Here is a 13,621-nt window from a genome sequence, read left to right as displayed (position 1 = left end):
GAACAAACTCTAAGATGAATTTCTCCATGCGGTTTAGAACGGTGTGACCCTGTGGTAGGGTGCGCTTGGAATCGGTGGGGAATGTGAAGAATCGCTGGAACTGGGCATATGTTGTGGAACAAGACGGCTTGGGCAATGGAGGACAAAGATCGTACCCATGCGCTTGGAAAAGCCGCTGCGATCGCACCAGAAAAATGATGAAGATCAGCGCTGCCCTCTGGCAGTGCCGGAATGCTGCTGTATGCTGCCCAGCCAGCCAATAGAAAGTGAGGATACTTGATTGGCTACAGAAAAGGAACAGGGACGGGAATCCCGCAATAATTCCCAGCCCAGAAAGAGAAATTACAGCGGACGGACCCGTTCTCAGGGCGGAGAGCATAGACCCTCCTCCCGCCGGCACGGCTCGCATCACAATAACAGCAATGGTGGAGCTGCGCCCCAGTCCGCACCGCGCAGCGGCGGCAAACGGGAAAACAACCGCCGCACACCGGTGCGTATCATTCCGCTGGGCGGTCTGAACGAGATCGGCAAGAACATGACCGTGTTCGAGTGCAGTAATGATATGTTCATTCTGGACTGCGGTATGGCGTTTCCGGATGCCGACATGCCGGGCGTTGACATCGTTCTGCCGGATTTCACCTATGTGGAGGGCAACAAGGACAAGGTGCGCGGTATCGTCATCACCCACGGACACGAGGATCACATCGGCGGTCTGGCATATCTGCTGAAGAAGGTCAATGTGCCGGTATACGGCACACGGATGACGCTGGGTCTGATTCGCGGCAAGCTGGAGGAGCACGGCATCCTCAAGCAGGCAAAACTCATTGAGATCGAGCCGAGAAAGACCGTGAAAATGGGATGCATGGCGGTGGAATTCATCAAGGTGAACCACTCCATTCCCGGTGCAGTGGGCATGGCAATCCACACGCCGGCGGGCATCATCGTGCACACCGGCGACTTCAAGGTGGATTACACTCCCATTGACGGCGAGATCATCGACCTCGCACGGTTCGGCGAACTGGGCAGCCGCGGCGTTCTGGCACTGATGGCAGATTCCACCAACGCCGAGAGAAGCGGTTTCACCTGTTCGGAACGTACCGTCGGCGGTTCGTTCGACAAGCTGTTCAAGCGGGCAGAGGGACGGCGCATCATCATCGCCACATTCTCCTCCAACGTCCACCGTGTGCAGCAGATCATCGATCAGGCGGAGCACTACGGCAGAAAGGTCGCCGTCTTTGGCCGCAGTATGATTCACGTCATCAATACGGCAATAGAATTGGGCTACCTCACTGTGCCCAAGGGCATGATCATCGACATTGAGGAGATGAACCGGTATCCCGACGAGAAGATCGTTCTGATTACCACCGGCAGTCAGGGTGAGCCCATGTCCGCACTGACCAGAATGGCGATGAACGGACACAAAAAGGTGACCATCACCCCCAACGACTTTATCATCATCTCGGCAAAGCCGATTCCGGGCAACGAAAAGTTTGTCACCCGTGTGGTCAATGAGCTGATGCGCTCCGGCGCAGAGGTCATCTACGAGTCCATGTACGAGGTGCACGTTTCCGGCCACGCTTGTCAGGAGGAGCTGAAGCTGATTCAGGCACTGACCAAGCCCCGCTTCTTCCTGCCGGTGCACGGCGAATATAAGCATCTGGTGAAGCATGCGGAGCTTGCCAAGTCCATGGGCATGCCGGAGGATCGGATTCTGATCGCCAGCATCGGCGATGTCATCGAAACCGACGGACAGAACATGCGCATTGTATCGCAGGTGCCGGCTGGCCGTGTCATGGTAGACGGACTGGGTGTTGGCGATGTCGGCTCCATCGTGCTCCGTGACCGGAAGCATCTGGCGCAGGACGGTTTGATCATCGTTGTCATCGGTATTGAGCGGGCAACCAATTCGCTGGTTTCCGGACCGGATATTATTTCAAGAGGATTCGTTTACGTGCGGGAGTCGGAGGAACTGATCGAAGAGTCACGGCGTGTGCTGGTTCGGGTTCTGGACAACTGCTCGTCGCATGACTTTAAGGAATGGGGAACGCTGAAAACAAAGCTGCGGGATGTGCTGTCGGATTATATCTACGAAAAGACCAAGCGCAGCCCGATGATTCTCCCGATTATCATGGAAGTATAACGGCGGACACGCACGCATGCAGTCTGCCTGCATCATGGTTCAAGGAGGATGCAGCATGAAACAAAAATACGGTCTGCTGATTGCCACATGGATTCTCTGGTTTGCGAGCATTCTGATTCCGCTGCTCTATTCAGCGCTGAAAAGCATCCCCAGACGGTGGATGACGCTGCTGCTTCTGGTGACGATGCTGCTGAGTCTGGCGGTTTTGTTCCAGTGGGTATTTCTGCGGCGGTCGGAACGGCAGCACATGGAGAACTTTCACGGAGAGATCGAGGCAGCCGGAATGACGGCGCTGCAGCATATGACAGCACCGGTGCTTCTGGCTGCGCACAGCGGCGAGATTCTCTGGTATAACGAGACGTTCCGCATGCGCTTTACCCCCAACCGCAATGTGCTGGGACAGTATGTGCAGGATGTCATCCATCTGAATCTGGCAGCACTGGATCACAGCCGTGATCTGCTGATGGAGCACAACGGGCTGAGCTATCGGGTGCACGCCACCTCCAGCGTTCAGAATCAGCGGGAAGTGGTGGCAGTGCAGTTCACGGAGATCACAGACATTCTCCGGCTGCAAAACGAGAACACCAATTCCCGTCCCTGCGTCATGCTTCTGGTCATCGACAGCTACGACGACCTGCTGCAATACGCCAGAGAGAGCGAAAAGGCACAGGTTTCCGCCGAGGTGGAGCGTGTGCTGGAGCGCTTTATGCAGGGGACGGACGGCGTGATCCGCAAGGTGGAAAACGACCTGTTCTATGCGGTCATGGAATCCCGCCATCTCCACCAGATCATGAACAACCGGTTCCACGTGCTGGACGAGGCACGGCAGATTCGGGTCAACGACCGCATGCACATCACGTTTTCCATTGGCGTGGGAGACGGCGCTTCTTCGCTGGCGGAGAGTGAAAAGTTTGCACGGCAGTCCCTGGATATGGCGCTGGGGCGGGGCGGTGATCAGGCGGCAGTCAAGACGGAAAACGGCTTCTGCTTCTTTGGCGGCGCTTCCAAAGGCGTGGAAAAGAAGTCCAAAACCAAGATCCGCTCCATTGCTCTCGCCATGCAGGAACTCATTGAGAATTCCGATCAGGTCTTTCTCATGGGACACCGGTTCGGCGATCTGGATTCCATTGGCTCTGCCTGCGGACTCGCCGGCGCAGTGCGCCTGATGCGCAAGCCGGCATATGTGGTGGTCAGCCGCCAGAGCTGTCTGGCAACGCAGCTCATCGACCGGATGGAGCAGTTCGAGGACGGCCCGAGGTTCATGGAACCACGGGAGGCGCTGGGGCAGATCACGGACAACAGCCTGCTGATTATCGTAGACACGCACAACAAGGATATCTTGGAGAGTGCGGAGCTGTATCAGGCGGCACGCTATGTCATTGTCATCGACCACCACCGGAAAAACGTCAACTTTATCGAAAATGCGGTGATTTTCCACCACGAACCGTACGCCTCCTCGGCTTCGGAGATGGTGACGGAGATCGTCCAGTATTTTCGTTTGGATACAGAAATTTCTGCCGCCTATGCGGACGCATTGCTGTCCGGCATTATGCTGGACACCAAAAATTTCGTCATGCGAACCGGCGTGCGCACCTTTGAGGCGGCGGCATATCTGCGGAAGATCGGCGCCGATACCATTGAGGTAAAGTCGCTGTTTTCCAATACCATTTCCATGTATTCCATGCGTTCCCAGATCGTGTCCCATGCGGAGCTGTATAAGAACAACGCCATCTCGGTGGTGAAAATCTCCCAGCCGGATGTGCGGGTACTGGCATCGCAGGCGGCAGACGAACTGCTCAGCATTCAGGGCGTAGAGGCCTCCTTCGTCATCTACCTGGCGGAAAAGGGCGTGAGCATTTCGGCACGCTCCATGGGCAACGTCAATGTGCAGGTCATTATGGAACAGCTGGGCGGCGGCGGTCACCAGACCATGGCGGCGGCGCAGCTGCCGGACTGTACCATTCAGGAGGCAAAGGAACGCCTGCTGATGACGCTGGAAGCACAGGAAATGCAGAAAGGATGAGAGAACATGAAGGTTATTTTTGTACAGGATGTCAAAGGCTCTGGGAAAAAGGGCGAGGTAAAGAATGTGGCAGACGGCTATGCCCGCAACATGCTGCTGAAAAAAGGGCTGGCAATTGAGGCAACGGCAAAGAATCTGTCGGAGCTCTCCGGCAGACAGTCCTCGGCTGCCCACAAGATCGATGTGGAGAAGCAGCACGCACAGGAAATTGCCGACAAGCTCAAGGGCAAGACCGTACATGCCGTGGCAAAAGCTGGCAATGGCGGAAGACTGTTTGGTGCGGTAACGGCTGCACAGATCGCCGAGTGCATCGCAGCCCAGTATGACTGCAAGATCGACAAGAAGAAGATCAGCCTGAAAACAGACATCAAGAACTTCGGAACTTATGAGGCAGAGATTCGGCTGTACGCTGGAATTTCTGTCAAGGTGACCGTTGAGGTGGAAGAGGACTGAGCCGCTTTTGCGTGCAGAGGAGAACGTGCGGGTACGTGTTTTTGCGTCCCGCATGTTTTGTTCTATATAAGTAGGAGGGATTTTTATGGCTGAAACACCCTATGTTTCCAATGAGTCCGCAGAGATGCCGTATAGTCTGGAGGCGGAACAGACCATTCTGGGTGCCGTGTTGACGGATTCCACGATGCTTTCTACCGTGCTGGAGTTTGTCAAAGCGGAGAGCTTTTTCAACGAGCAGCACCGGGCACTGTTCCAGATCATCTTGCAGATGTTCACCTCCGGTGAAAAGGCGGATATCATTACCGTTCTGAATGCTGCCGTAGAACGTGGCATCTTCGAAACGGCAGCGGAGGGCAGAAAGTATCTGGCGGCGCTGGTCAATTCCGTGCCGTCGCTGGAGAATGTGGACAGCTACTGCCGCATTGTGGCGGAGAAGTACTACATCCGCTGTCTGGCACTCACCGCACGGGGCATTTTGCAGGACATCCAGTCCGGCGAACAGAGTGCGCAGGCACTGATGGATGCGGCAGAACAGCGTATTTTCGACATCCGGCAGGGCAAGGATGTGCGGGGACTGACCAAGATCGGCGATGCCGTCTGTGAGGCATACGACCATATCGGCAAAATGGCAGGGCCGGATCGGGAAAAGTATCTGGGCGCCAAGACCGGCTTCAAGTATCTGGACACCACCATTTCCGGTCTGAACAAATCCGAGCTGATTCTGATCGCAGCCCGTCCGGGTATGGGAAAGACCTCCTTTGCGCTGAACATCGCCACCAATGTGGCACGGCGCAGCGACAAGGAGGTAGCGGTATTCTCGCTGGAAATGTCCAAGGAGGAGCTTGCCAGCCGGATGCTCTCCACCGAGTCGCTGGTGGACTCCCAGAAGCTGCGAAACGGCATGCTCACCAGTGAGGACTGGGTGCGTCTGGCATCGGGTGCCGGTGTCCTCAGCGGACTGCAAATGTACATTGACGACACTGCAAGCATCACCGTGCAGCAGATCAAGGCGAAGCTCCGCCGGCTGAAAAATCTGGGACTGGTGGTCATCGACTACCTCCAGCTGATGAGCTCCACCCTGCGGACGGACAACCGTGTGACCATTGTCACCGAAATCACCCGGCAGCTGAAGATCATGGCAAAGGAACTGGATGTGCCGGTGGTCGTGCTCTCCCAGCTTTCCCGAGGACCGGAAGGACGAAACGACAAGCGTCCGATGATGTCAGACCTGCGTGAATCCGGCTCCATCGAGCAGGATGCGGATATCGTCATGTTTCTCTATCGGGATGCCTATTATAATAAGGAGAGCCAGACGCCCAATGTCTCCGAGTGCATTGTCGCCAAGAACCGCCACGGCGGAATCGGCACGATCAAGCTGATATGGGACGGTCAGTTCACACGCTTCTCCAATGCGGAGATGAACGATGAAGGATGAGTCGCTGCCGCAGCAGGTGCTGTGGGATTTGGAGCCCTACGGTTGGATCTCGGCGGGGAACACGGTCTGCTGCGCCCTCTCCGGCGGTGCGGACAGTGTTTGTTTACTGCGCTGCCTGCTGGAACTGCGGCAGACCCTTGGCATTCAGGTGAGCGCCGTCCACGTCAACCATCAGATTCGCGGGGCGGAGAGCGACGGGGACGAGCAGTTCTGCCGGGAACTCTGCCGTGCGCTGGGCGTTCCGCTGGCAGTGTACACCTTTGATGTGCCGAAGCTGGCGCAGGAACGGAAGCAGTCGCTGGAGCTTGCCGCCCGTGACTGCCGCTATCGGGCGTTTGAACAGGAGCTGGAACGTGCGTCTTGGATCGCAACGGCACACACTGCCTCCGACAATCTGGAAACTATGCTGCACCGGCTGGTGCGTGGGTGCAGTCTGCATGGGCTGACCGCCATTCCGCCACGAAACGGCAGGGGGATCCGGCCGCTTTTGCAGGTCACACGGGAACAGGCGGAGGCGTATCTGGCGCAGCTGGGGCAGTCTTATGTGACGGACAGCACCAACGCCTCCGACCTCTATACCAGAAACCGCATCCGGCATCAGATCGTTCCGGTGCTGAAACAGCTGAATCCCAGCATAGAGCAGACCGTTTCACGGGAACTTCGGGCGCTGCGGCGGGACGATGCGCTGCTCACTGCCCGTGCAGAGGCGCTGTACCGCAGCTGTCACATTTCCAAGAACGTCCTGCTTCGAACCGGCGGCATTCAGACGGAATCGGACTGGATGCGCTGTCTGGCGATGCTGCTGCAAGAGCACGGCGTGCCTTGCTGCGGGGAACTGCTGGAGCGCCTTCTGACACTGGCGAAAAATGGAAGCGGCAGGCGTTCTTTGAACGATCATCTCTATGCGGAGGCGGATGAAGACTGTCTGCGGCTGGTGTATCTGCCGCCGCATCACAGCGAATCCAAAGCGCCTGTCCCGCTGCACCTGGGACGAAATCGGCTTTATGCCGGATATTCGCTGGATGCCATGCTGCTGTCCGTCAAAAATTTCGGAGGAATCGAAAATGTTCATAAAAAATTTGCAAACAACTGTTTCGATTATGATAAAATAAAGGGTAGCACCTGTTTGTGCCCCCGAAAATATGGCGACCGCATGCAGCGTGCCGGCAGGACGTTCACCTCCTCTCTGAAAAAACTGATTCAGGAGTGTGTCCCGTCAGAACGCCGGAGCACCCTGCACACCATCGCCGATGATGAGGGGACGATTTATGCCGAGTATATCGGTATCGCCGAACGGGTGCGCCCGGATGAAACTACCAGGCGGCTGCTCGTGGTGCGGGTGATACCGGAGACGGGCAGCGATGCTTGAGACACAGAACAGAATGGAGTGAACGCATTTGACACCGAAAAAAGGGCAAGGCCGTGGAATTGGCACGTATCTGATTATTGCGGTACTGGTGATCGTGGCGCTGGTCTTTTTCCTGCCGCAGCTGAAAGGCGATTCCAAAGGGCCGCAGTATTCGGAGATCATCCAGTATTTCGATGACTACAACGTCAAGGAATACACCTTGGATCTCGGCTCCGGAGAACTGAAAATGGTGCTGAAGGACGGGGAGAAGATCACCTACGATGTCCCCAACGTCAGCCTGTTTTTACAGGATACCGAGGACTATCGGCAGGAGTACAACACCAGAAACCAGACACCGCTGAAGCAGGACTATTATAAGGTGACGGATTCGTCGTGGCTGCTGACTCTCATCCCCACGCTGCTGCTGATCGTGATGATGGTCGTGCTGTTTATCTTTATGATGCGGCAGGCAAACGGCGGCGGCAAGTACACCTCCTTCGGAAAGGCGAACATCAAGAACCAGATGAACACCCGAAAGGCGACGTTTGCCGATGTGGCAGGTGCCGACGAGGAGAAGCACGAGCTGGAGGAGATCGTTGACTTCCTGAAAAATCCGCGGAAGTACAGCGAGATCGGCGCACGCATCCCGAAAGGCGTTCTGCTCATGGGCCCTCCCGGAACCGGTAAGACCCTGCTGGCGAGAGCCGTTGCCGGCGAGGCAGGCTGTCCGTTCTTCTCCATCTCCGGTTCGGATTTCGTGGAGATGTTCGTGGGCGTGGGTGCCTCCCGTGTCCGTGACCTGTTCGAACAGGCAAAGAAAAATGCGCCCTCCATTATCTTCATCGATGAGATTGACGCCGTAGGCCGCCACCGTGGCACCGGCATCGGCGGCGGACATGATGAACGGGAACAGACCCTGAACCAGCTGCTGGTAGAGATGGACGGCTTCACCGGCAAGGATAACGTCATTGTCATCGCAGCCACCAACCGCCGGGATATTCTCGACCCTGCGCTGATGCGTCCGGGACGGTTCGACCGGCAGATCGTGGTGGGCTATCCGGATGTCAAGGGACGGGAAGCCATCCTGAAGGTGCACACCAAGAGCAAAAACATCGGACCGGATGTGGATCTTTCCACCATCGCCAAGTCTACCGTCGGCTTCACCGGCGCAGATCTGGAAAATCTGGTCAACGAGGCGTGTCTGCTGGCAGCACGGAAGAATAAAAGGGCAATCACCATGGAGGAGATTCAGGAGGCGACCATCAAGGTGATCGCCGGACCGGAAAAGAAGTCCCACAAGGTGACACCGGAGGAGAAGCGCCTGACGGCATACCACGAATCCGGCCACGCCGTTTGTACCTACTACTGTGACCATCAGGATCAGGTGCATCAGGTTTCCATCATCCCCCGTGGTATGGCAGGCGGCTATACCATGTCCCTGCCGGAACAGGATAAGAGCTTCGTCAGCAAACGGGAGATGGAGGAAAACATCATCACGCTGCTGGGCGGACGTGTGGCAGAGCAGCTGATTCTGGACGATATCTCCACCGGTGCTTCCAACGACCTGGAGCGTGCGACTTCTACAGCACGTAGCATGGTGACACGCTATGGCTTCAGCAAAAAGCTGGGACCGGTGGTTTACGGCAACGACCAGAGCGAGGTCTTTCTGGGACGGGATCTGGGCTCCTCCCGGGATTACTCCGACCGTGTGGCCGGAGAGATCGACGATGAGGTTCGCTCCATCATTGAAACGGCATACGGCAAGGCAGAATCCATTCTGCGGGAACACACCGACCAGCTGCATCTGCTGGCAAAGTACCTGATGATTCACGAGAAGATCGAGCGGGACGATTTTGCGAAGCTGATGCGCGGCGAGATGGATCCGGCAATGCTGGAGGAATCGTCCGCTGTGGCGGAGGATCCCGCACCGCAGCAGCAGGAATCCGCACCATCGGAAAACGAAACACCGGATGCTCCGGCATCGGCAGAATAACCAAAAAAGAAATCGGATTTCACAAAAAATCCGGTTTCTTCTTTTTGCGGAAAATCCGGTTTTGTGCGGAAATTCCGTCGATTTTCGAGTTTTTTTCGGGGGGGCGGCATGTTGCAAAAAGGGGTTGACATATCCATGAAATTTTGATATAATAAAAGGGATATTTGTATGAAGGAGCATCGGCATGAAACAGATTACCAGTTTTACCATCAATCATGATTTTCTGAAGCGTGGCATGTATATTTCCCGTGTGGACGGGGATGTCATCACATACGACATCCGGATGAAGCTGCCAAACAATGCGGAGGGGGATTATCTGGAGGATTTTGCGCTGCATACCTTGGAACATCTGTTTGCAACCTATGTACGGAATACCCCCGCTTCGGATCAGATCATCTACGTTGGCCCCATGGGATGCCGCACCGGCTTTTATTTTTTGACACGGGATACCCTGTCCGGTGCAGATGCCATTCGTCTGGTACAGGAAACGCTGCAGTTCGTCATCGGCTTCACCGGAGAGATTCCCGGCGGAAAGCGGTGGGAGTGCGGCAATTATCTTGCCCATGATCTGGAGGGCGCAAAGCAGATCGCACGGGAGATGCTGCCGGTGATGCAAAACTGGACAGCAGAGCAGCTCCCCTATCCGGCAGAAGTACTTCAGCCCCATGCAGAGTAATCGCCGTTTTCCGGAGAAAACGATATTTGAGAAAACATCACAACAGGAGGAACAGTTATGAAAAAAATTGTAATCATTGGCGCAGGTCCGGCTGGTCTGACCGCTGCCTTTGAATTGCTGAAGAGAGATGCAAAGGAGTATCAGGTGACGATTCTGGAGGAGACCGGCGTGATCGGCGGTATCTCTCAGACCGTGCGCCACGGCGGAAACCGCATGGACATCGGCGGACACCGGTTCTTCTCCAAGGACGACCGTGTGATGCAGTGGTGGCAGGACATCATGCCCCGTCAGGGCAAGCCGTCCTTTGATGACATCAAACTGCATCGGGAAAAGAAGCTGGCAAAAGACGGCCCCGATCCGGCAGAGACCGATCGTGTCATGCTGGTGCGCCGCCGTGTTTCCCGTATCTACTATAAGCGGAAGTTCTTCGATTATCCGGTTACCATGAAGCCCCAGACCATCAAGAATATGGGTGCTGCAACTACCATCGCTGCCGGATGCAGCTACCTGAAAGCAAGCGTGCACAAGCTGCCGGAGGATTCGCTGGAAAACTTCTATATCAACCGGTTCGGCAGAAAGCTGTACTCCATGTTCTTTGAGGGCTACACCGAAAAGCTCTGGGGCAGACATCCCCGGGAGATCTCCGCAGACTGGGGCTCGCAGCGTGTCAAGGGTCTGTCCATTCGTGCCGTGCTGAAAGATATGTTCTCCAAGATCGGCCCGAAGAAAAAGGATCAGAAGCACGTGGAGACTTCGCTGATCGAGGAGTTCTACTACCCGAAGTACGGCCCCGGTCAGCTGTGGGAAACTGCTGCCGAGGAAGTCAGAAAGATGGGCGGTACCATCCAGATGCACAGCAAGGTGACACAGATTCACACCGATGCCAAGGGCAAGGTGCTGAGCCTGACCTACGAGAAGGACGGCAAGCCGGAGACCATCGAGGGCGATATTTTCCTGTCCTCCATGCCGGTAAAGGATCTGGTTGCCGGAATGAACGATGTGCCGGCAGAGATGGCAAAGATTGCCGCTGGTCTGCCGTACCGTGATTTCGTCACCGTTGGTCTGCTGCTGGACAAGCTGAACCTGAAAAACGAAACTGATATCCCCACACTGGGCAACATTGTTCCGGACTGCTGGATCTATGTGCAGGATGTGGGTGTTAAGCTGGGACGTATCCAGATCTTCAACAACTGGTCGCCGTACATGGTACAGGATCCGGAGCACACCGTCTGGATCGGTCTGGAGTATTTCTGTGCCGAGGGCGACAAGTTCTGGAATATGTCCGATCAGGAGTGCATCAACTTTGCCGTCAAGGAACTGGTTTCCATGGGTGTCATCTCTTCGCCGTCGGATGTCAAGGATTCCCATCGGGAGCGCATCAGGAAGGCATATCCGGCATATTTCGACACCTATGCGCAGATCGACGATCTGATCGCCTATCTGAACCGGTTCGAGAACCTGTTCTGCATCGGCAGAAACGGTCAGCACCGCTACAACAATATGGATCACTCCATGGCAACGGCGTTCGAGGCTGTGGACAACATCTGTGCCGGCAAGACCGATAAGAAGAACGTTTGGAATGTAAACACCGAAAAGGAATACCACGAGGAAAAGAAAGAGTCATGATGGAAGATCAGAATCAGGAATTGGAACAGGAGCAGTCCCAGCCGGAACAGGAACCGGCGGAGGACACTGCGCCGGAATCTGACCGTCTGGCAGAGCAGAAATCTCCTGCTGCGGAGACAGCCCGGCAGCCGGCGGAAAAGCCTGCTGTAACAGGACTGAAATCCATTCCGTGGAAAAAAATCGGTCATATTATCAGTGCAGTGCTGCCGATCCTGCTGCTCCTGGTGGCAGTGACGGTGGTCGTGCACTATATTGTGTTCGGCAGCAAGGGCGAGTTTCACTCGGACTGCACGGATACCATCTACTGGGCAAAGGCATCCCACGACAGCGGACACATGCTGAACGAGGACTTTGACTATGCCTGTCTGCTGCCGTTCGGCACGAGTCTGCTGATGCAGCTCTTTATGCCGCTGTTTGGACTGTCCATGACCACGCAGACGCTGGGCATGCTGATGTTCCTCGGTCTGTTTACCGGATTTTTCTGCCTCATGGTGCATGAACTGGGCTGGAATTACCGCTGGACTTGCTACGGCGCAACCATTCTCCTGCTGCTGCTCAACTCCAGCAAAAAGCTGCGGGAGATCTTCTGGGATCACACGATCTACTATAGCTTGAGCATTCTGTTCCTGTTTATCGGAATGTTCCTGCTGTTCCGTCTGAGCAATCTGACGGCGAAACGGAAAGAACTGGAAACGGCCGGCGGTGACATCAAGAAAGTGCGAATTCACCAGTGGGTGACTCTTGCTGTGCTGCTGCTCTTCTTTATGCTCACCTGCACCGACGGCATTTCGGCAATCTCCATTTTTGCGCTGCCGTTTATGGCTGGTATCTTCCTGGAGCGCCTGATGGACTCCAAGACCAAGCTGCTCGCCAAGCGGAATCGCTGGACGTGCGGACTGCTGGTAGCGCTGGCAGTGATGCTCTTCCTTGGCATGAAGCTGAATGCGTTCTGGGCTGGCGATATCGTTGCCGGCTATGAGGGTGCTTACTCCAACTATGTGGCACAGTCCGAATGGCTTGCCAATGCGCAGAAGTTCCCGCTGGCATGGCTGACTCTGCTGGGCGTGGAGGACATCGCCGGTAAAAACATGATGGAGGCGGACAGCATCAAGAACCTGCTGCGAATGATGGTGGGCATTCTCCTGATCGTGCTCCCCATTGCTGCAACCGTCTGCTACCCCAAGTATCAGGGTGCACACGGGCACAAGATGCGGATTCTGATCTGGTCGCACTGGGCTTCGACGGCACTGGTCATGGTGGGCTATATCTGCGGTCTGCTCTCCGCTGCCAACTGGCGGCTGAGTCCGGTGGTCGGTACCTCTATGGTGATCTCGCTGGCATTCCTCCAGTGGGCAATCCACGACCGCACACCCATGATGCGCCTGTCCGGCATTCTGTTGATTCCCATGGCGCTGGTTTGTGCGCTGAACACCGTGACCGTGTTCCAGATGCCCCGTGACAGCTACAAGAAAAACGCCAAGTATGAATTGGTGGATTTTCTGGAGGACGAGGGGCTGAACTACGGCTATGCGACATTCTGGTACGCCAACGCTATGACCGTCATCTCCAACTCAGATGTGCTGGTGCGCAGCGTATCGGTAAGCGATACCGGCGAGGTGACACCGTACTACTATCAGACGGAGCGCAGCTGGTACAAGGCGCAGGAGGGACAGGACAACTACTTCCTGCTGCTGACGCAGGGCGAGTTCGACTCCATGACGCAGAGCGCAAATGCACTGCTGACAACCGCGTCCCGCACCCTGGAGATTCAGGACAGCAACAATGCAACCTATCACGTCCTGGTATTCGATCAGAATATTTTCTGAGAACCGCAAGACGTATCATCAGAGGACTGTTCCCGCATGGGAGCAGTCCTTTTTGCTGCCGGATGAAAAATAAGAACCTGTCTTCACAAGAAATATATGTG

9 protein-coding genes are annotated in these 13,621 nt (G+C 55.7%); all 9 read left to right on the top strand.

Features of this window, described 5'->3' with window-relative positions; translation table 11 throughout:
* Window positions 1-280: 280 nt before the first annotated feature.
* The 9 genes from QZL66_RS00830 (at window position 281) to QZL66_RS00790 (ending at window position 13,520) form a co-directional block, all read left to right on the top strand.
* A complete protein-coding gene (locus QZL66_RS00830) occupies window positions 281-2,140 on the top strand; it encodes a ribonuclease J (protein WP_022409877.1) in 1,860 nt (619 codons plus the stop codon).
* A gap of 55 nt (window positions 2,141-2,195) precedes the next feature.
* Window positions 2,196-4,163 (top strand): DHH family phosphoesterase, encoded by a 1,968-nt coding sequence (locus QZL66_RS00825; protein WP_022409876.1) that lies wholly within the window; start codon window positions 2,196-2,198, stop codon window positions 4,161-4,163.
* Window positions 4,164-4,169: 6 nt separating this feature from the next.
* Entirely contained in the window at window positions 4,170-4,616 is a 447-nt protein-coding gene (rplI, locus tag QZL66_RS00820; protein WP_022409875.1) for a 50S ribosomal protein L9, read from the top strand.
* 85 nt (window positions 4,617-4,701) lie between these two features.
* Window positions 4,702-6,051, top strand: a complete 1,350-nt coding sequence (gene dnaB, locus QZL66_RS00815; protein ID WP_022409874.1) for a replicative DNA helicase — start codon at window positions 4,702-4,704, stop codon at window positions 6,049-6,051.
* Window positions 6,041-7,420, top strand: coding sequence for a tRNA lysidine(34) synthetase TilS (gene tilS / locus QZL66_RS00810; RefSeq protein ID WP_022409873.1), 1,380 nt, complete (start codon window positions 6,041-6,043; stop codon window positions 7,418-7,420). Before dnaB ends, tilS begins: the two co-directional genes overlap by 11 nt.
* 28 nt (window positions 7,421-7,448) lie before the next feature.
* The gene (gene ftsH, locus QZL66_RS00805) at window positions 7,449-9,392 is read left to right on the top strand and encodes an ATP-dependent zinc metalloprotease FtsH (RefSeq protein ID WP_022409872.1); all 1,944 of its coding nucleotides are present in this window, start codon (window positions 7,449-7,451) and stop codon (window positions 9,390-9,392) included.
* A 184-nt stretch (window positions 9,393-9,576) separates the two neighbouring features.
* Window positions 9,577-10,068, top strand: a complete 492-nt coding sequence (locus QZL66_RS00800; RefSeq protein WP_022409871.1) for an S-ribosylhomocysteine lyase — start codon at window positions 9,577-9,579, stop codon at window positions 10,066-10,068.
* Between the two features lie 57 nt (window positions 10,069-10,125).
* Window positions 10,126-11,694 (top strand): NAD(P)/FAD-dependent oxidoreductase, encoded by a 1,569-nt coding sequence (locus QZL66_RS00795; protein WP_022409870.1) that lies wholly within the window; start codon window positions 10,126-10,128, stop codon window positions 11,692-11,694.
* The gene (locus QZL66_RS00790) at window positions 11,691-13,520 is read left to right on the top strand and encodes a hypothetical protein (protein ID WP_022409869.1); all 1,830 of its coding nucleotides are present in this window, start codon (window positions 11,691-11,693) and stop codon (window positions 13,518-13,520) included. The genes QZL66_RS00795 and QZL66_RS00790 overlap by 4 nt, the downstream gene beginning before the upstream one ends.
* The last annotated feature ends 101 nt before the right edge of the window (window positions 13,521-13,621 follow it).

The organism is Ruminococcus sp. CAG:330, from assembly GCF_000437175.1.
Classification (GTDB): domain Bacteria; phylum Bacillota; class Clostridia; order Oscillospirales; family Ruminococcaceae; genus Ruminococcus_C.
The sequence above is the reverse complement of the archived record's forward strand: the minus strand, read 5'-3'. Positions and strand labels throughout refer to the sequence as shown.

Excerpts from the sequence above, each read along its gene's own strand:
- dnaB (WP_022409874.1), top strand. The coding sequence starts at position 4,702 with ATGGCTGAAACACCCTATGTTTCCAATGAGTCCGCAGAGATGCCGTAT.
- tilS (WP_022409873.1), top strand. The coding sequence starts at position 6,041 with ATGAAGGATGAGTCGCTGCCGCAGCAGGTGCTGTGGGATTTGGAGCCC.
- QZL66_RS00825 (WP_022409876.1), top strand. The coding sequence starts at position 2,196 with ATGAAACAAAAATACGGTCTGCTGATTGCCACATGGATTCTCTGGTTT.
- QZL66_RS00795 (WP_022409870.1), top strand. The coding sequence starts at position 10,126 with ATGAAAAAAATTGTAATCATTGGCGCAGGTCCGGCTGGTCTGACCGCT.
- rplI (WP_022409875.1), top strand. The coding sequence starts at position 4,170 with ATGAAGGTTATTTTTGTACAGGATGTCAAAGGCTCTGGGAAAAAGGGC.
- QZL66_RS00790 (WP_022409869.1), top strand. The coding sequence starts at position 11,691 with ATGATGGAAGATCAGAATCAGGAATTGGAACAGGAGCAGTCCCAGCCG.
- QZL66_RS00800 (WP_022409871.1), top strand. The coding sequence starts at position 9,577 with ATGAAACAGATTACCAGTTTTACCATCAATCATGATTTTCTGAAGCGT.